The 18,916-nt window shown below is 69.9% G+C and carries 15 protein-coding genes, 1 tRNA gene and 1 pseudogene; 5 read left to right on the top strand and 12 right to left on the bottom strand.

The window, feature by feature from the left end:
• The 5 genes from AB0P18_RS08290 to AB0P18_RS08270 all read right to left on the bottom strand — a co-directional run bounded on the left by AB0P18_RS08290 (window position 1) and on the right by AB0P18_RS08270 (window position 6,324).
• Window positions 1-1,329 (bottom strand): homoserine dehydrogenase, encoded by a 1,329-nt coding sequence (locus tag AB0P18_RS08290; protein ID WP_363359655.1) that lies wholly within the window; start codon window positions 1,327-1,329, stop codon window positions 1-3.
• Window positions 1,326-2,762: a diaminopimelate decarboxylase gene (gene lysA, locus AB0P18_RS08285; protein WP_363359654.1), complete on the bottom strand. Its 1,437-nt coding sequence runs from the start codon at window positions 2,760-2,762 to the stop codon at window positions 1,326-1,328. Before lysA ends, AB0P18_RS08290 begins: the two co-directional genes overlap by 4 nt.
• Window positions 2,763-2,913: 151 nt before the next feature.
• Window positions 2,914-3,735 carry a DUF2993 domain-containing protein gene (locus tag AB0P18_RS08280; RefSeq protein WP_363359653.1) on the bottom strand — a complete coding sequence of 274 codons (822 nt, stop codon included), beginning with the start codon at window positions 3,733-3,735 and terminating at the stop codon, window positions 2,914-2,916.
• 7 nt (window positions 3,736-3,742) lie between these two features.
• Window positions 3,743-5,407, bottom strand: coding sequence for an arginine--tRNA ligase (gene argS / locus AB0P18_RS08275; RefSeq protein WP_363359652.1), 1,665 nt, complete (start codon window positions 5,405-5,407; stop codon window positions 3,743-3,745).
• 50 nt (window positions 5,408-5,457) lie between these two features.
• Window positions 5,458-6,324 (bottom strand): transglutaminase family protein, encoded by an 867-nt coding sequence (locus AB0P18_RS08270; RefSeq protein WP_344052665.1) that lies wholly within the window; start codon window positions 6,322-6,324, stop codon window positions 5,458-5,460.
• A gap of 73 nt (window positions 6,325-6,397) precedes the next feature.
• Here AB0P18_RS08270 and AB0P18_RS08265 point away from each other — a divergent pair, with 73 nt between their 5' ends.
• Both AB0P18_RS08265 and AB0P18_RS08260 read left to right on the top strand, forming a co-directional pair.
• A complete protein-coding gene (locus AB0P18_RS08265) occupies window positions 6,398-7,225 on the top strand; it encodes an SGNH/GDSL hydrolase family protein (protein WP_363359720.1) in 828 nt (275 codons plus the stop codon).
• A 24-nt stretch (window positions 7,226-7,249) separates the two neighbouring features.
• Window positions 7,250-7,325 (top strand) — tRNA-Arg (locus tag AB0P18_RS08260).
• 252 nt (window positions 7,326-7,577) lie between these two features.
• On the opposite strand, the pseudogene AB0P18_RS08255 reads toward AB0P18_RS08260, so the two are convergent.
• Both AB0P18_RS08255 and AB0P18_RS08250 read right to left on the bottom strand, forming a co-directional pair.
• Window positions 7,578-8,265, bottom strand: a pseudogene (locus tag AB0P18_RS08255) (aldo/keto reductase).
• A gap of 72 nt (window positions 8,266-8,337) precedes the next feature.
• Entirely contained in the window at window positions 8,338-9,324 is a 987-nt protein-coding gene (locus tag AB0P18_RS08250) for an aldo/keto reductase (RefSeq protein WP_363359651.1), read from the bottom strand.
• A 124-nt stretch (window positions 9,325-9,448) separates the two neighbouring features.
• On the opposite strand from AB0P18_RS08250, the gene AB0P18_RS08245 reads away from it, so the two are divergent.
• Window positions 9,449-10,324, top strand: a complete 876-nt coding sequence (locus AB0P18_RS08245) for a helix-turn-helix transcriptional regulator (RefSeq protein WP_363359650.1) — start codon at window positions 9,449-9,451, stop codon at window positions 10,322-10,324.
• Between the two features lie 225 nt (window positions 10,325-10,549).
• Window positions 10,550-11,566 carry a hypothetical protein gene (locus tag AB0P18_RS08240; protein WP_363359649.1) on the top strand — a complete coding sequence of 339 codons (1,017 nt, stop codon included), beginning with the start codon at window positions 10,550-10,552 and terminating at the stop codon, window positions 11,564-11,566.
• Window positions 11,567-11,927: 361 nt separating this feature from the next.
• Here the strand turns inward: AB0P18_RS08240 and AB0P18_RS08235 are convergent, their stop codons facing one another.
• The 5 genes from AB0P18_RS08235 to AB0P18_RS08215 form a co-directional block, all read right to left on the bottom strand.
• A complete protein-coding gene (locus tag AB0P18_RS08235; RefSeq protein ID WP_363359648.1) occupies window positions 11,928-12,665 on the bottom strand; it encodes an AAA family ATPase in 738 nt (245 codons plus the stop codon).
• A gap of 150 nt (window positions 12,666-12,815) precedes the next feature.
• A complete protein-coding gene (locus AB0P18_RS08230; protein ID WP_363359646.1) occupies window positions 12,816-13,706 on the bottom strand; it encodes a CPBP family intramembrane glutamic endopeptidase in 891 nt (296 codons plus the stop codon).
• 4 nt (window positions 13,707-13,710) lie between these two features.
• Complete coding sequence (locus AB0P18_RS08225; RefSeq protein WP_363359719.1) at window positions 13,711-14,940, bottom strand: MFS transporter; 1,230 nt, start codon at window positions 14,938-14,940, stop codon at window positions 13,711-13,713.
• Window positions 14,941-15,035: 95 nt separating this feature from the next.
• Window positions 15,036-15,701 (bottom strand): tRNA (guanosine(46)-N7)-methyltransferase TrmB, encoded by a 666-nt coding sequence (trmB, locus tag AB0P18_RS08220; protein WP_363359718.1) that lies wholly within the window; start codon window positions 15,699-15,701, stop codon window positions 15,036-15,038.
• Window positions 15,702-15,800: 99 nt separating this feature from the next.
• Window positions 15,801-16,634: a DUF3097 domain-containing protein gene (locus AB0P18_RS08215; protein WP_363359645.1), complete on the bottom strand. Its 834-nt coding sequence runs from the start codon at window positions 16,632-16,634 to the stop codon at window positions 15,801-15,803.
• A 195-nt stretch (window positions 16,635-16,829) separates the two neighbouring features.
• On the opposite strand from AB0P18_RS08215, the gene AB0P18_RS08210 reads away from it, so the two are divergent.
• Window positions 16,830-18,851, top strand: coding sequence for a TPM domain-containing protein (locus AB0P18_RS08210; RefSeq protein ID WP_363359644.1), 2,022 nt, complete (start codon window positions 16,830-16,832; stop codon window positions 18,849-18,851).
• Window positions 18,852-18,916: the final 65 nt, after the last annotated feature.

Here is an 18,916-nt window from a genome sequence, read left to right as displayed (position 1 = left end):
TCAATCTCCTTCTACGCGCAGGACGGACACGACCCGCTCGACGACGCCGCTGGCGGCGAGTCGATCCACGGTGTCGCTGAGATCCTGCTCACGGGCTCTGTGGGTTCCGATGACCAGGCGCGCGACCGGCACGCCCGATTCGGGATGATCGATCACGGTCTGCTCGACCGTCGCGATGGACACGCGTCCCTCGCTGAGGATGCCGGCGACCGTCGCGAGGACACCGGGCTGATCGTCGACCTCGAGGGTGATGTGGTAGCGCGTCGTGACGCGTCCGATCTCGACGATCGGCAGGTTCGCCCGGGTGGACTCCCCCACGCCGACGCCGCCGGCGATGTGGCGACGCGCGGCCGAGACGACGTCGCCGAGGACCGCCGACGCGGTCTGGACGCCGCCGGCGCCGGCACCGTAGAACATCAGGTTCCCGGCGGCCTCCGCCTCGACGAACACGGCGTTGTTCGCGCCGTGCACGCTCGCGAGAGGATGGTCGCGGTGGATGAGCGCCGGGTACACGCGCACCGAGATCGCCTCACCGCTGGCCGACGCCTGGGTCTCGTTCTCCAGCCGCTCGCACACCGCGAGGAGCTTGATGACGTAACCGGCGTGACGCGCGGCGTCGATCGCGGTCTTGTCGATCGTGGTGATGCCCTCGCGGTGCACCGCCTCGAGCGGCACCGTGGTGTGGAAGGCGAGGCTCGCCAGGATCGCGGCCTTCTGCGCGGCGTCATAGCCTTCCACGTCCGCGGTGGGGTCCGCTTCGGCGTACCCGAGGGCCTGAGCCTGCGCGAGGACATCGGCGAACTCGGCGCCTTCGGTGTCCATCCGGTCGAGGATGTAGTTCGTCGTGCCGTTGACGATCCCCATGATCCGCTGCACGCGGTCTCCGGCCAGCGAGTCGCGCAACGGCCGGATGATCGGGATCGCACCGGCCGCGGCCGCTTCGTAATAGACCTGCGCGCCGACCTGGTCGGCCGCGTCGAAGATCTCGGGTCCGTGCGTGGCGAGCACGGCCTTGTTGGCCGTGACGACGTCCGCCCCGGAGTTGATCGCCTGCAAGAGGTAGGTCTTGGCGGGCTCGATGCCGCCCATGAGCTCGATCACGATGTCGGCGCCGACGATGAGCGACTCCGCGTCCGTCGTGAACAGCTCCTTGGGCAGGTCCGTCTCACGCGGCGCATCGAGGTCGCGCACGGCGATCCCGATGAGCTCGAGCGCAGCACCGGCGCGGTCGGCCAGCTCGTCCCCGTGCTTGAGCAGGAGGGCGGCCACCTGCGAGCCCACGGACCCCGCGCCCAGCAGCGCGACCCTCAGTCGGCGGTAGTCGATCATCCGGCTCCCTCATTCGTCTGGTCTGATCCGGGATGCGCGGGAGCGGCATCCAATCCCGCGTCGAAGGACAGCAGATCGCGCAGGGTGATGCCGCGCACGATCGTGCGCGCCGCGCCGTCGCGCACCGCGATCACCGGCGGTCGCGGCACGTAGTTGTATGTGCTCGCGAGCGAGAAGCAGTAGGCGCCGGTCGCGGGCACGGCGAGCAGATCGCCGGGGGTGATGTCACCCGGGAGGTACTCCGCATCGACGACGATGTCACCGGACTCGCAGTGCTTCCCCACGACGCGGACGAGGACGGGCTCGTCGTCGCTGCGCCGGGAGGCGATGCGCGCCGAGAAATCCGCGCCGTACAGAGCCGGGCGGGCGTTGTCGCTCATTCCGCCGTCCACGCTCACGTAGAGCCGTTGTGCGCCGCCGTCGACGTCGACCGCCTTGGTCGTGCCCACCTCGTACAGCGTCACGCCCGCGCGACCGACGATCGCCCGGCCCGGCTCGAACGCGAGGTTCGGCACCGGGATTGCGTGCCGGGCGCATTCGCGCGCGACGGCGTCGACGATTCCGGACGCGAGGGATTCGATCGGCGTCGGGTCATCCACCGAGGTGTAGGCGATGCCGAAGCCGCCGCCGAGGTTGAGCACCGGGATCTCTCCCCCGGCGCTGAGCTGCGCGTGGAGGGCGACGATGCGCGCCGCGGACTCCTCGAAACCGCTCGTGCCGAAGATCTGCGAACCGATGTGGCAGTGCAGGCCGACGAAGTCGAGTCCGGCCGTGGCGCGGATGCGGGCGACGACCCCCGGCGCCTCGTCGAGGGTGAAGCCGAACTTCTGATCCTCGTGAGCCGTCGCGAGGAAATCGTGGGTCTCGGCGTGGACGCCGCTGTTGACGCGGACCAGCACGGCCTGCGTCGCCGTCCCGCGCTGCACGATGCCGGTCAGGCGATCCAGCTCCGCCCAGCTGTCGATCACGATCGAGCCGATGCCGACCCCGACCGCGTTCTCGATCTCGTCCACGCTCTTGTTGTTTCCGTGGAAGCCGAGCCGGGCCGGGTCCGCCCCCGCCGCGAGAGCGACCGCCAGCTCACCGCCGGTGCAGACGTCGACGGCCAGGCCTTCCTCGGTGACCCAGCGGACGACCTCGGCGCACAGGAAGGCCTTGCCTGCGTAGTACACGCGCGCCTGCACGCCGTGCGGCTCGGCTGCCGCCCGGAACGCCGCCAGAGTCCGGCGGGCGTTCGCACGGACCTCGCCCTCGTCCACGACGTACAGCGGGGTGCCGAAGTCGCGCTGCAGCTGCGAAACGGGCACACCCGCGATCGACAGCACGCCGTGCTCGTCACGTTGTGCGGATGCCGGCCACACCGACTCGGTGAGCGCGTTCGCGTCAGCGGGCGGCAGGAGCCACTCCGGGGCGAGCGTGGTGGAGGCGGACAACTCGGACCAATCGTGGGAAGGAGGCTTCAGCGCGACTGTTGCGGGCGGTGCTCGGTCGAGCGGGATGCCGCGGCAGCGGTGCATTCACGCGCCGGGCGGTCCCTGAAGTCTAGAGCACGCCGTATGCCGTGCTCGGACTGCGCTCCGGCGGTCAGGGACAGGTCCCGTTCTCCTGCAGCGCGGGATCCGTGACGATCGCGGGGTCGATCACGAGGTCGGCCGTCACCTGCTCGCCCGTCACGGCGATCGACGACAGGGTGACCCCCGCCGGGACGTCCTTCGCGATGCACACCGTCCAGTCGCGGAGGACCGTGTCGGCGAGGCCGCCGAACTGCTCTCTCAGCGCCGCCGCCGAGATGTCGCTACCCGCGAGCTGCAGCGACGTGGGACTCAGCACGATGTCCCCGTCCACGGCGCTCGGCGTCAGCGCGACGCCGACCGGCAGGGTCAGTCCGAACAGGCTGAGGGCGCTCGAGAAGGTCACATTCGGCTCGGCGAGTCCGAGCGAGTCCACCGGGAAGTTCTCGACGGTGGACATCAGGCCCCGCAGTTGCTCCTCGTCCAGGACCACGGTGGCGGATGCCGATCCCGCACCGGCATCGCCGCGGATCGCGATGTCCTGCGCGTGCACGGTCACGTCGCCCGCGAACGCCTGCAGCTGCACGTCCTCCGACGAGATCGTCACATCCTGCAGAGTGCCCACGATCAGCTGCGGCAGGACGGCGCCGGCGACCTCGACGTCGATCTTCTGGTCGGCAGGCAGGGAGAGCTGCGTGATGACCTGCTCGCGGATCGTGTTGGTCACGACGTCTCGGGCGATCGCCTCACCGGCGAACCAGGCCCCGACGGCGAGGCCTGCCACGACGATGAGAGCGACGATCCACGGCCACGCTCGGCGCCGACGACGCGGGGCCGTCGGGGCCGGTGCGTTGCGGGGCAGCGGCAGGGTCGGCTGGGCGTCGCCGGAGGTCATGGCGGTCCTACATTCTCTCGGGCGCGTCGACGCCGAGGAGGGTCAGGCCGTTGCGCAGCACCTGCCCCGTCGCGTCGTTGAGCCACAGCCGGCTGCGGTGCAGGTCTTCGATCGGCTCGTCACCGAGCGGGATCACACGGCAGTTGTCGTACCAGCGGTGATACAGGCCCGCGAGCTCCTCGAGGTAGCGCGCGATCCGGTGCGGCTCGCGCACCTCGGCGGCGAAGGCGACGATGCGCGGGAACTCCTGCAGAGCGCCGAGGAGCGCCGACTCCGTCTCGTGAGCGAGCAGCTCGGGTGCGAACGCGGAGCGGTCCACTCCGGACGCCGCGGCGTTGCGCCCGACGTTGTGCGTGCGCGCGTGCGCGTACTGCACATAGAAGACGGGGTTGTCGTTCGTGCGCTTCTGCAGCACGTCCAGATCGACGTCGAGGTTCGAATCGGTCGAGCTGCGCACGAGCGCGTAGCGGGCGGCATCCTTCCCCACGACCTCGACGAGGTCTTCGAGCGTCACCACGGTGCCCGCGCGCTTGGACATGCGCAGCGGCTGGCCGTCCTTGACGAGGTTGACCATCTGCCCGATGAGGATCTGAAGGTTCACCCCCGGTTCGTCCCCGAAGGCTGCTGCCATCGCCATCATCCGCTGGACGTAGCCGTGGTGGTCGGCGCCGAGCATGATGATGCAGCGGTTGAAGCCGCGCTCGCGCTTGTTCAGGTAGTACGCGAGGTCTCCCGAGATGTAGGCCGGCGTCCCGTTGGAACGGATGATGACACGGTCCCGGTCGTCACCGAAGTCGGTGCTGCGCAGCCAGGTTGCACCCTCGGATTCGAAGATGTGCCCCAGGTCCCGCAGTCGCGCTATCGCCCGGTCCACGGCCCCTGACTCGTGCAGGTCGTTCTCATGGAAGTAGACGTCGAAGTCCACGCCGAACTCGTGCAGGCTCGCCTTGATCTCCTCGAACATGAACGAGACGCCGATCTCGCGGAAGGCCTCCTGCTTGGCCGCCGGTTCGAGCTCGTCGATGTCGCCGTCGTACGCGAGGGCGACGCGTTTGGCGATGTCCAGGATGTACCCGCCGCCGTAGCCGTCCTCCGGCGTGGGCAGGCCCTCGTGCGCCGCGACCAGGCTCCGGGCGAACCGGTCGATCTGCGCGCCGTGGTCGTTGAAGTAGTACTCACGCGTCACCTGGGCGCCCTGCGAGGCGAAGATCCGGGCGAGGGAGTCGCCGACCGCAGCCCAGCGGGTTCCGCCGAGGTGGATCGGGCCGGTCGGGTTCGCCGAGACGAACTCGAGGTTGATGATCTCGCCCGCGCGCGCGGTCCCCGTGCCGAAGGCGGCACCGGCGTCGACGATCGTCTTCGCCAGGGCACCTGCGGCGGCGGCATCCAGACGGACGTTGATGAAGCCGGGCCCCGCGACCTCGACACTCGCGATCCCGGGCGTGGCCTCCAGTCCGGCGGCGATCTCTGTGGCGAGCTCGCGCGGGTTCGCGCCCACGGTCTTCGCGAGCTTGAGCGCGACATTGGAGGACCAGTCCCCGTGGTCGCGGTTCTTCGGGCGCTCCACGGTCAGATCACCCGCGGTGAGGCCGTCCGTCGAACCCTCTCGTCGCGCCTCCGCGATCGGCGTGACGACGGCGAGCAAGGCGGCGGCGAGTTCTTCGGGGTTCATAACCGCACCAGTCTACGTACGCGGGCCTGGGCGCCCCTGCCGTCGCGCTGTCAGGCGAGCTGGATCAGAGAGGTGAAGTCATCGAGCGACGGGTCCTCCGAGAGTTCCTCATCCGCCGAGGGCGCGCGCCCCTCGCCCTCGAGCCCTTCCGATGAGACGGCGTCCGGCATCACCCACGCATCCACGCGCATGTGCGAGAGGCCGACGTGGCCGCCGTGGTAGCTCAAGAAGGCGCAGTCCGCCGCATCACGGCCGGTCGCGATGCGCACGAGCGAGCGTCGGTTCGCGAGCCGGGTCGCGTCGATCACGTACCAGGCGCCGTCGTGGTACGCCTCGGCCACGGCGTGGAAGTCCATCGGCTGGAGTCCCGGCGCGTAGCAGGCGGCGTAGCGCGCGGGCATGTCCATCGCCCGCAGCAGCGAGATGACGACGTGCGCGTAGTCGCGGCAGACGCCCTGCCCCGTCATGAGGGTCGTCACCGCGCTGTCGGTGCCCTGGCTGAGTCCCGGCGTGTAGGTCGTGCTCGCCGAGACGAAATCGGACACCGCCGCGATGAGATCGTGTCCCTGCAGCCCCCGGAACTGCCGCCGCGCCTGACCGAACACCTCGTCGGACTGGCAGTACCGGCTCGGACGCAGGTAGGTGATCGCCTCGAGGTCGCTCGTGCGGCTCGTCGCGGCCTGCCCGTCGACGGTCGCCTCGTAGCGCACCTCGAGTCGCCCCGCCTCGCCGGTGAGGCGGTGCAGGCGGCTTCCGGACTGGTCGACGATCTCGGTCGGGGTGTACACGCGCTCGCCCTGCGTGAACGTCAATTCCTCGCTCACGATCGGCACATGCTGCGCGGCCGCCACCTGGAAGATCAGGTCGACGGACGACCCCAGTTCGAGGTCCAGTTCGGCGGTCACGACGCGTTGCACCGAAGTATCCTCGCACGCCGGATCGGGTGCGTTCGGCGGAGGATGAAAGTTCGCTTACCCTCGGACCGTGAGCATGCCCGCCACCCCTCCGCGAACCCACGGGACTCCCGTGCGTCGACGGCGCGGATTCGCCGCGGTCGCACTGGTGGCGGCCGCCGTCGCGGCGGTGTGCCTGCTCGCTGCGCTGCACCCCTGGACGGATGCCGCGGCCCCCGTCACGGCGACGGCCGAGGAGTCGACATCCGGCGTCATCGCCCCCCGCCCGCTCGCTCTCCCCGATCAGCCGCGCGTGCTGATCTTCGGCGACTCGTGGACGTACGGCTCCGCCGCGTCGCTCCCCACGCTCGGCTATGCGTACGTGCTCGGCGAACGCCTGGACTGGCAGAGCACGGTCGACGGTGTGCGCGGCAGCGGGTACCTCAAGCCGGGTCTGGACGGCGGCACCTACGGCGAGCGCATCGCCGCTCTGGATCCGGGGCTCGATCCCGACCTCATCATCGTGGAAGGGTCGATCAACGACCGGCGCCTGCCCGCAGAGGGCTATCGCGAAGCGGTGAGCGCCGCGTGGGATGCCCTCGCCGCGCTCTATCCGGCGGCATCCGTCGTCATCATGGGGCCGGCGCCGCAGGTCCTGCCCGTCGAGGAGTCGACCGCCCGCATCGACGCAGACCTGGCGGCCCTCGCCGCAGAGCGGGGCTGGTGGTACGTCTCGCCGATCGCGGAGGCGTGGATCACGACGGAGAACTACACCGAGGTGATCGACACGACGATCGGGCGCTACCATCCCTCGACCGCCGGACACGCGTACCTCGCGACGCGCCTCGCGGAGGCGCTCGCGGCGATGGGCGACGAGGCGCCGGTGATCGCCGATGCTCCACACCAGGGTCCGTCGACACCTTGACCCGGTGATAACCTCGATCGGTGCGCCTCCGTAGCTCAGGGGATAGAGCGTTGGTTTCCGGTACCAAAGGTCGCAGGTTCGATTCCTGTCGGGGGCACCAGTGAACACAAGGGATCGCGGGTCTTCAGGACTCGCGATCTTTTGCATCTGACCACATGCGATTCGCCCAGGCGATCGAGCGCTGCGGCACCGGCATCCAGATCGTCGTCGAAGCAGGCCGCGGGTCGTCGTGGGTGTGATCGAGGATGAAGACCACCTGTTGTGTGGTCCCGGGGCTGCGGAGGAAGCCTTCGAAGCGGCGGGCGACGCCCCGTTATCACTGCCCCGCGCGCCCGGGCACCGCCGCTGCTTCTCAGGCTTCGGGGATCTCGCGACCGAAGGTCTCGAGCGTGATGTCCGCAGGTTCGGGGCCGCGGCGGATTCCGGTATCCAATGCGTCGATCGCGGTGATCGTCGGGTCCTGGAGGGCGTTCGCGCCGCCGTCGCGATGGGCGGTGATCCCGCCGATCGGCGACCAGGCTTGAGCGGGCACGCCGGATGCGGCATCCGCCTCCTGCATCATGTGCTGCGCGAAGTACGGGTGCACCTCGACCTGGTTCACCGCGGGCACGATGCTGGTCTGGTCCAGGAGGGCGGCGAGATGGTCGGGCATGAAGTTGCTGACCCCGATCGCCCGCACCCGTTTCTCGGCGAAGAGGGTCTCGAGGGCGTTGTACGCACCGCGGGTGAGGTCGAATCGGGACGGCAGCGCCTGGTGCAGCAGCAGGAGGTCGATCTGCTCGACGCCGAGCTTGGCGGCGCTCTTTCCGAAGGCGTGGAGCGTGTGGTCGTAGCCGTAGTCGCTGATCCATACCTTCGCCTGGATTAACACCTGGTCCCGCGCCAGACCAGAGCGGCGGATCCCCTCGCCGACCTCGCGTTCGTTGCCGTACGCGGCGGCGGTGTCGATGAGCCGGTATCCGGTCTCAAGGGCGGCGTGCACCGCCGCCACGGTCTCGTCGGGTGTGGTCTGGAACACCCCCGAACCCGAGAGCCGGCATCCGCATGTCGTTGTCGAGCGTGAGTTCCGTTCCGCATGCCTCCAGGCAGTCGGTGATGTGTGCGGTCGCCGGCTACCGGCCGACCATTCTCATGCCTGCGTCGTCGTACCGGTTCCCCGCGACCCCGAGCCGGTCGACCAGGCTGTTCAGGTCGGCGAGGTCGTCCGCCGACAGCCCGACAGTGGTGGCTGCGGCGTTCTCGTCGATCCGCTCCCGCCGACGGGTCCCCGGGATCGGGACGATGTACGGGCGCTGGGCGAGAAGCCATGCCAGCGCGACCTGCGCGGGAGATGCGGAGCGCGTGGTGGCGAGGGCGGTGATGTGGTCGATGAGGGCCTGGTTCGCGGCGAGGTTCTCCGCCTCGAACCGGGGCACCCGTGCCCGGATCTCGCCGGGCGCGAAGGTCGTGTCAGGGGTGACTGTCCCGGTGAAGAAGCCCTTGCCGAGCGGACTGAACGGCACGAACCCGATGCCCAGCTCGTCGCACACCGGCAGCACCGCCGCCTCGGGGTCCCGCGTCCACAGCGAGTACTCGCTCTGGACCGCCGTCACCGGAAACACCGCGTGCGCGCGGCGAATCGTCTCCGCGCCGGCCTCGGACAGCCCGAAATGCTTCACCTTGCCTGCCGCAACCAGCTCCCCGACGGCGCCGGCGACGTCCTCGATCGGAACCGCGGGGTCGACCCGGTGTTGGTAGAACAGATCGATCGCCTCCACCCCGAGCCGCTGCAGCGACGCGTCGGCGACGCGGCGGATCTGGTCCGGCCGCGAGTCCGTACCCTGCATGGTCCCGTCGACGATGCGCCACCCGAACTTCGTCGCGACCACGACGTCATCGCGGATCGGGGCGATCGCAGCGCCCACCAGCTCTTCGTTCACGAAAGGGCCGTACACCTCGGCGGTGTCGATGAAGGTCACGCCCTGCGCGACCGCGTACCGGAGCACGCCGATCATGTCGCCCCGGTCGCCCGGATTGGGGCCGTATGACATCGACATGCCCATCGCCCCCAAACCGATCGCCGAGACCTCGAGCCCCTGACCCAACGTCCTCGTGTGCATGCCTGGTCCGCCTTTCCTCGGTGTGGTTCCAGACAACCGCGTCCCCATGTCACGTGGGAGTGGCGGCCGTCACCGGTACTGCCAGTCCCTCCCTCGCCCGCGATGAGCGGCGTACGGTCGTGGCATGGACAATCGCAGCGAGGTGAAGGAGTTCCTCACCACGCGCCGCGCACGCATCACGCCCGACGCCGCAGGACTCCCCGCATTCGGCGGCAACCGGCGCGTCCCCGGATTGCGCCGCGAAGAAGTCGCCCTGCTGTCCGGGATGAGTGTGGACTACTACACCCGCCTCGAACGCGGCGACCTTTCCGGCGTCTCCCCCGGCGTCCTCGACTCCCTCGCCCGCGCCCTGCACCTCGACGACGCTGAAACCGCTCATCTTCACGACCTCGCCCACGCCGCGAACACCTCCCCGGTCGCGCGCAAGCCCCGCAAGAGCACCACGACGCTTCGACCCAGCATCCAGCGTCTTCTCGACGCCATCACCGAAGCACCCGCGATCGTCCGCAACAACTACTACGACTACGTCGCAGCGAACCGCCTCGGCCGCGCCCTCTATTCACCCGTGTTCGCCGAACCCGCTCCCAACAGCGCCCGGTTCGCCTTCTTCAACCCTGCCGCGCACGACTTCTACCCCGACTGGGACAAAGTCGTGCAGGAATTCGTCGCCGCCATGCGCGGCGACGCCGGCCGCAACCCGTTCGACAAACGCCTCACCGACCTCGTCGGCGAACTCGCCACCCGCTCCGAAACGTTCCGGACCCTCTGGGCCGCACACGACGTCCGCTACCACCGCACCGGCGTCAAGCGCATCCACCACCCCCTCGTCGGCGACCTCGAACTCACCTATGAAGCGTTCGAGCTGCCCGCCGACCCAGGACTGCAACTCTCGACCTTCACCGCCGAACCCGGCTCACCATCCGAAGACGCCCTCACACTTCTCGCCACGTGGGCCGCGACCACCGACGCACCCCTGACAACCGCCCCGAATACAACCTGATGCGCGAGCGCAAAGACCCGGCGTGATTCACGCAGTCTCCGACCCCGATTCCTGAACGGATCCGGGCGGCGGATGATGTCGGCATCCTCATCTGCGGGCGATGGTGAGTCGGCGGGCATCTCCCGGGCGGTGCCGGCCTCTTAGGCTCGAGGAGTGTCCAGCGCGCCGGTTTCGACGGAAGAGGACGCGGAAGGTCCCGCATCCCCGTCTCGATTGCGACGTCGGGTGGTTCTGGCAGCAGGAGCGACTTTCGCTGCGGCCGTCGCAGTACTGGTGTTCTTGCTGGCGATCTCCACCGGATCGAACGGCCAGGTGTCCGTCTTGATCGGAACGATGGGGTCCTCGCGGATCGGGACGGTGGCCGTCGTCGCGGCTCTGACGTCTCTTGCGGTGGGACTGTGTCTGATCCCGGTGTCGCGGATCTGGCTGCTCGTGATGGTTCCGGCGCGTCTCGCCGCGATCGCTGCCGCGTGTCTGGCCGGATTCGTCTGGGTGCTCACCTCTTCCGCGACGGTCGTACCGCTGATCAGCGCCGGGTGCGAAACCGGATACGTGATCGAGGAGGACTCCTTCCTCCTCGCCGGCTGGGGCACCGTGTACCGAACGGATGGCATCTTCGCAACCGCCGTCGAGCGCACCGGTGGCGACGACGGCTATCACCCATTCGCCGACGGCGCCTATGCCGTGGCGGGCGACGGTGATGCGCTTCGGGTCTGGTACTCCTCCAGCTTCGACTACCTGGCCGCCCCGACAGCGACCGACGGCGAGCCCGCCTTCACTCTCCCCACACGAACCGACCGAGCCTTCTCATGCGGTCTCAGCGCGGGCACGCGCGAGCCCTCGCCGACACCGCCGCCCCCGCCCGTCTACACCGCCGACGAGGCTCGCGCAGGAGTCGCGGAGATGGTGGCTGCCTCGCTTTCCGCAACTGCGGGGTCAGCCCGCAACGCCACGGGAGCCATCATCGACGCCCAAGAGCTCGAACTCGTGACAACCGCGTGCGGCGAGGACGGGACCCGCGTCGGGGTCGGAATCGAGTTCACAACGGACGACAACGCCGCCTCGCTCGCACGAATCCTCCAGGTCTGGGATGCGGCCGGCTACTCTCCCGACCGCGCCATGCAGGAAGACATCCGCTATAGCGGAACCCTGCCCGTCGAGAAGATGAGCATCCGGGACTCCACGACGATCGACGGCCTCATCCGCATGGGCATCTCGTCCCGATGCAGCGCGCCGGAGTGAATCGGGCTGTGCCTCTGGGCGACTCGCCGCTCGGGATTCGATCGGCGGGGGTTGGACAGTTCTCCGGACGAGCGACGCTGGGCGACGGCGATACGGAGTCCCGGCCACCGCGCGACTGATCGGTTCGATCCCCGTCGCGGGCACCAGCAAGGAAAGCCGTCCCCTGAGGGCCGGCTTTCCTTGTTCCCGACTGTTGCGCGCACGGTCGGGGTGGGTCGGCGCCGTTCCCCCAGAAACGACGCCGACCCATGAGCTGGAACGAGCAGCCACACGGAGTGGCAAGCGAGGGTTCGACCCCTCCGCTACTTCCAGGACGCCCCGGACGGCATTCCATTACGCGACGGTCGAGAATCGCCGCCGGTCAGTCGAGCAGATGGCGCAGGTAGCGCTCCGGAGCCGCGAGGTAGGAACGCCAGTGGGTGACGAGCTCGAGGTCCTCCCACGCCGACGTGCGCAGTCCCCATTCCCCCACCTCGACGATGTGCGCGCCGGACAGCGAGGCGAGCACCGGCGAGTGCGTCGCGCAGAGCACCTGCCCACCGGCATCCGCGATCCGACGGAGCGTCGCAATCAGCGTGAGGGTCGACGAGAACGACAGCGCCGCCTCGGGCTCGTCGAGGCAGTAGAAGCCGGGCGAGTCGAACCTGGTGTCGAGGACGGCCAGGAACGACTCCCCGTGGCTCATCTCGTGGAAAACCGGTTCGGGACTGTTCGTCGGGTTCTCCTCCAGATAGGAGTAGAAGCCGTGCATCGTTTCGGCGCGGAGGAAGAAGCCCCACCGGGGTGCGCCGATGCCGCGCTGCAGTCGGATCCGCTCGGACAGATCCGACTCGCTCGGACGAGTGCGGTGCTGTGCGGAAGCGGATCCCCCCTCGGCCGAGAAGCCGTACGCCATCGCGATGCCCTCCAGGAGGGTCGACTTGCCTGAGCCGTTCTCGCCGACGAGGAACGTCACGCCCGGCTGGAGGTCGAGGCCCGCGTCGAGCAGTTCTCGGACGGCGGGGATCGAGTCGGGCCACCGCCCCGGCGTCCCGCGAGGCGCGTCCTCGCGGGGAACGACCTTGACGACCGGAGGCTGTCGGAAGTCCCTCGAGCGCATTCCCGCAGTCTGGCACGCGCGCCGGACATCCATGCCGCCCGGAACAGGAGCTTCGCGCAGGGCAGGCCCTTTCCGCGCCGGATCGTCCTGCGTTGGCCGAATCACCTGTTCTCCGTCCACGCCCGCGCGCGCAGCGCGGCGGACGAGCGCTCAGACCAGGAAGATCCCATCCAGCAGGCCCGGGTTGTGCGCGTGCACGAGGACCAGGAACACCACCGCGTCGAACAGCAGGTGGACGGTCACGACGTATCCGAGCGAGCGGGTGCGCTTGAAGATGTAGGCCTGGACGAGTGCGAACGGGATCGTCAGCAGCGGACCCCACGCCTGGTAACCCAGCTCCCACAGGAATGAGACGAACACGATCGCCTGCAGGATGTTGGCCTGCCAGTCCGGGAAGTGCCGGCGCAGCAGAGCGAAGACCGTGCAGATGAAGAAGAGCTCGTCCCAGATGCCGACCGCGCCGACGCCGACGAAGAGCCGTGCGATCAGGTCGGGCGTGTCCACGACCGGCCAGTTCATGTAGACGCCCGACGTGATGAAGTAGAACGGCAGGATCAGCCAGCCCAGCACGAGCACGCCGATGAGCCAGCTCCACTGGAACGCCGTCCACCGGCCTCCGCCGCGCCACGGGAACCGGATCGCGTAGTCCCGGTAGACGAATCGCGAGATCACGTACGGCACGACCACGGCCCCGCCGAGCGCGAGGGTGAAGCGGAGGAAGGCGAGGTTGTCGAGCTCGGCCTTCAGGTCGATCACGCTCACGATCAGCATTCCGACCGTGATGAGCGAGAGGTCGCGGACGAGACTCGGCGTGCGCACCCCGGCCGGTGTCTGGGGCGACCGTGCCGCATCGGCCTCAGCATCCGTCCGTGCACGCACGAGCCAGGCGATCAGCATGCCCGCCGCGAGCAGCGCCCACCCCAGCCAGGGCAGCCGGACCACGAAGAAGGCCGGCGCCGCGAGGCAGATCAGCAGTGCCGGGATCAACCCCACCGAGAGCGTCGGGCGGATGCCGAGGACCGTCGATGCGTGTGCGGGCATGTGTTCAGTCTGTCAGCGGATGCGCGATCTCGTCCTTCGGCATCCGTGCTGCGGCGATGGCGATCAGGCCGAAGACGAGCGGAAGGATGCCGGCCGCGATGAAGATCGTCTGGATCGGGACGACCTCGGCGAGGGGTCCCGCCACCGCCATCGACAGCGGCATGAGGGCGAGCGAGACGAAGAAGTCCAGGCTCGAGATGCGTCCCAGCATGTGCCGCGGGACGCGGCGCTGCAGCAGGGTGCCCCAGATCACGTTGCCGTAGCTGAACCCGAACCCGACCACGAAGAGCGAGGCGAGGAGCAGCCAGTACTGGTCGGTGATCCCGACGATGATGAACGGCAGCGTGCTGATGCCCCACACCAGGTTCATCGTCGTGAGGTACCGGCGCGGCAGCGGGAGCGAGGAGACCACGATCGAGCCGGCGACTCCGCCCGCGCCGTACACCCCCAGCAGGAAACCGAACAGGCGGGGATCCTCGCCGATCCGCTCGCGCGTCAGGAACGGCAGCAGCACCTCCTCGGGCCCGACCACGACCAGGACCCACATCGTGGCGAACAGCAGCGTCCACAGCAGCCACGGCGTGCGCACCGTGAAGACGACGGCTTCGCGGAGGTCGTGCATCACGCTGCGGGTCGAGGGCTCTTCGTGCTCGGCGGCGGCCGGCTCGGGTCGGAGGAACAGCAGGATCACGAACGCCGCCCCGTGCGCGAGCGCGATCACGATCGCCGCCTGCGCGGGGATGAGCGCCGCGAGGATGAGTCCCGCGGCTGCGGGTCCTGCGGCCTGCTGCAGCGCGGGCCGGATCGCTCCCTCGAGCCCGTTCGCGGCGAGCAGCTGTCCGGGCGGCAGGATGCGCGGCAGGATCGCGCTGTAGGCCGGAAAGAAGAAACCGGCACCGGCGCCGAGGACGAACGCGACGATCGTGAGTTGCGGGATGCCGACCTCGCCGAACGCGCCGACGACCACGACCGAGCTGATCGCGAGGAAGTCCGCGAGCGAGACCATGCGCACGATCAGGCGACGGGACACCCGATCGGCGACGATCCCGCCCGGGATCGCACACGCGAGCAGACCGGTCGCGTTCGCCGCGGCGACGAGCGAGAGCTGCAGCGGTCCGCCTCCGGCCGCGATCACCGCGTAGACCATCACGACCGCCCACATTCCGGCGGCGAAGATCGATAGCACCACGGCGCTGAACAGCGCCCGGAAGTCGCGGTGGCCGAGCGGACGCACGATGCGCCACCGGTCTTTCGCGACGGCCGGCCCGTCGGCCGGGAGGGCCGCCGAGGCTTCGGGCGCCGGGACGGATGCCGAGGCTTCGGGCTCGGTCACGTCCGTGACCGCCGCACGTAGGCGAGGTCGCGGATCTCACGACCGGCGCGGGCGCCCTTCCGCTCGAACGCCGTGAGGATGCGACCGTCGAACCGATCGGCCCAGTCGCCCTCGAACCCGCGCGTGAACTCCGGCGCGGCATCCAGGACGTCCCGCATCTGTCGCGCGTACTGCTCCCAGTCGGTCGCGAGGCGCAGAACTCCCCCGTCGCGGAGCGCGGTGGCGGCGACCGACGCGAACTCGGCCGTGACCAGGCGGCGCTTGTTGTGCTTGTTCTTGTGCCACGGGTCGGGGAAGAACACCCACAGCTCGGTCACCGACGCCGCGGGCAGCAGGTGGGCGAGCACTTCGGGCGCGTTGGCCTCCACGAGCCGGAGGTTCTCGATGCCCGCCTGCTCGGCGTTCAGCATCGTGCGCGCGAGCCCGGCGGTGAAGACCTCGACCGCGAGGAAGTCGTCCTCCGGCCGCGAAGACGCCGCATGGATGATCGCATGTCCCTGCCCCGAGCCGACCTCGACGATGAGCGCGGCATCCCGCCCCCACACGTCGCGCGGCGAGATCACGGCGCCGGGCCGCACGCTCGTGGCCGCTTCGTCGCGCGGCGCCTCCAGGACGTAGCGCGGCGCGAGGTCGGCCCAGGCCCGCTCCTGACCGTCGGTCATGCGGCCGCTGCGGCGGACGAAGGAGAGCGGGCGGTCGCGGAAGGAGACGGGTTCGGACACCCCTCCAGGCTAGCCAGCGCGGCGGTGCGCTCGTACGGGTCAGGCCGTCACGAAGTCGATGAGTTCCTCGACACGGCCGAGGAGCGCAGGGTCCAGGTCACGGTAGCTCGAGACCCGCCCGAGGATGCGCTGCCACGCGCGGGCGAGATCCGCCGGTGTCTCACTCGGCCAGCCGAGCGCGCGGCAGGTGCCGACTTTGATGTCGACGCCGCGCGGCACCGCCGGCCACGCGGCGATGCCCATCGCGCGCGGGGTGACGCACTGCCAGACGTCGACGTGCGGATGACCCACGATCAGGACGTGAGCGCCGTGCGGCCCGCGTGCGATCGCGTCCGCGATGCGGGATTCCTTGGACCCCGGCACCAAGTGGTCCACGAGCACGCCGTACCGGCGCTCCGCGCTGGGCGGCTCGGCGCGCAGAGCGGACTCGAGGAGGTCGACTCCCTGAAGGAACTCGACCACGACGCCCTCGGCGCGCAGGTCATCGCCCCACACCTTCTCCACGAGCTCCGCGTCGTGCTTGCCCTCCACCAGGATGCGGCTCGCCCGCGCGACGCGGGCGCGGGACTCGGGGGCGGCGTACGATCCGGATGCCGTCCGGCGGGGCGCCTGCTCGGTCGCACGCACCGGCGGGTCGAGCACGACATCGGCTCCGTCGATGAGGAAGCCCGGGCCGAGCGGGAAGAGCCGGCGGCGACCGCCGCGATCCTCGAGTTCGACCAGGCCCGAGGCGACCCCGACGACCGCGCCGCAGAAGCCGTCCGCCGCGACCTCGACGACCAGGTCGTGCGTGGCCGCGATCCTCGGGACGACGCGCCGACGGCTCGCCCGCCAGTCGCCGGCCAGCACATCGGCGGGATAGCGATCGTCCATGGTTCTCCGAAGGTGCGCGCACCGATCGCGGGCGGGATCCCGGCGTGTGCGTCGAAATCGACACGCTACCCGTCGGACGCGACGGGTGACGGCACGACCCGCCCGGCGGGCCGTACCGCGCCTACCGTCGCATGCCCGCAGATGAATAGACTCGATGGTCCGGGGTGTGCGCTGCACGCCGCGGAGGAGGGCAACATGCGTTCGCGATGGGCATCGACGCTCACGACGGCGCTCAGCGCCGCGCTCGCCACCGTCCTCGTGCTCACGTCAGCCGCAGCGGCGTCGGCCACCGACCCCGTGACGCTCGGATCCGGCTATGTGCTCGACGATGTGGGAGCGCTGTCCGCCGGCCAGGAGGCCGAGGCGCAGAGCCGGCTCGAGAAGCTCAAGACCGACTCCGGGCTGGATCTCTGGGTGGTCTACGTCGACGAGTTCACCGATCCGGCCGCGTCGGAGGAGTGGGCGAACACGACCGCAGAGATCAACGGCCTGGGGCCCACGCAGTACCTCCTGGCCGTGGCGACCCAGTCGCGCCAGTTCTACCTGTCCGGCGACTCCGCGGGCCCCGTCTCGGGCGACCAGCTGAGCGAGATCGAACAGCGGCTCATCCAGCCGCGGCTCGCGGCGGAGGACTGGGTCGGCGCGGTGGATGCCGCCGCCGATGGTCTGCAGGATGCGGCCGGCGGCGGATCGGTCTCACCGCCGGCGTCTTCGGGCTCGGGATTCCCGGTGGGACTCCTGGTGTTCGTCGCTCTCGCCGCGATCGCGATCGTGATCGTCGTGGTGATCGTCCGCAGCCGCCGCAAGAAGGTGGGCGCCCAAGCGGGTCCGGGCGCGCCGCAGATCAATACGGAGGAGCTGTCACGCCGCGCCTCCTCGGCTCTCGTCGCGACCGATGACGCCGTGAAGACGAGCGAGCAGGAGCTCGGGTTCGCCCGCGCGCAGTTCGGGGACGCCGCCACGGGCGAGTTCGAGCAGGCGCTGGCCACGGCGCGGCAGAACCTCAACAGCGCCTTCACGATCAAGCAGCAGCTGGACGACTCGACGCCGGACTCCGAGGAGCAGACCCGGGCGTGGAACAGCGAGATCATCCGGCTGTGCGACGAGGCGAACGCCGGTCTGGATGAGAAGGCCGCGGCGTTCGACGAACTGCGACGCCTCGAGCAGAACGCGCCCGAGTCCCTGGCGCGGGTGCAGGAGCAGCGTGCCGCCGCCGCGGCCGCGATCGAATCCGCCGACGCGCACCTGTCCACGCTCGCGACGACCTACGCGCCGGAGGCTCTCGCGACCGTCGCCGACAATCCCGACCAGGCCCGGCAGCGCATCGCGTTCGCCGATGAGCAGCTCGCCGCCGCGCAGACCGCGATCGGCGCCGGCAAGGGCGGCGAGGCCGCGGTCAGCATCCGCGCGGCCGAGGAGGCCGTCGGGCAGGCCGTCCTGCTCGAGGAGGCGATCGACAAACTCGGGCGCGACCTCGCCGAGGGCGAGCGCAGCGCTGCGGCGCTGATCACCGAACTGACCGCGGACATCGCCGCGGCATCCGCTCTTCCCGACCCGGATGGGCGCGTCGCCACCGCGATCGCCGCGACGTCCGCCCAAGTGGATGCCGCGCGCACGAATCTGTCGAGCACGGCTCGCCGGCCTCTGGTCACCCTGGAGAGCCTGGAGGCGGCCAACGCTCAGATCGACAGCGTGGTCGCGGGCGTGCGCGACGCCGCCGCGAAGGCGCAGCGCGCTCAGCAGCTGATCGGCCAGCAGATCATGCAGGCGCAGGCGCAGGTCTCCGCGGCCGAGGACTACGTCGTCGCGCGGCGCGGCGCGATCGGCGCGGAAGCCCGCACCCGGCTCGCTGAAGCCGGCGCTGCGCTCGTGCAGGCGCAGCAGCTGCAGACGGCCGACCCCGAGCAGGCCCTGCAGTACGCGCAACGGGCCAACCAGCTCGCCGGTCAGGCGATCCAGTACGCGCAGAACGACGTGAACGCGTTTCAGGGCGGCGAAATGTTCGGCGGAGGCGGCGGAGGAGGCGGGAACATGATGGGCGCCGTCCTCGGCGGCATCGTGATCAATTCGCTCCTCGGCGGTGGTGGCGGCCGCGGCGGCTCGTCCGGCGGCATGGGCGGCATGTTCGGCGGGGGCGGACGCAGCAGCGGTCGCATGAGCCCCGGCAGCTTCGGCGGTGGCGGCACGCGCGGTCGCCGCGGAGGAGGACGATTCTGACCGGCCCGCAGCGCACTTCGATTCAGCACGCAAGCGTCCCCACTCATCGATAGGAAGGAAATCCC

The sequence above is a fragment of the Microbacterium sp. NPDC064584 genome, assembly GCF_040687315.1.
GTDB classification, from domain to species: Bacteria; Actinomycetota; Actinomycetes; order Actinomycetales; family Microbacteriaceae; genus Microbacterium; species Microbacterium lacus.
Note: the sequence above shows the minus strand (reverse complement) of the source record. Positions and strands in the feature narration are given on the sequence as shown.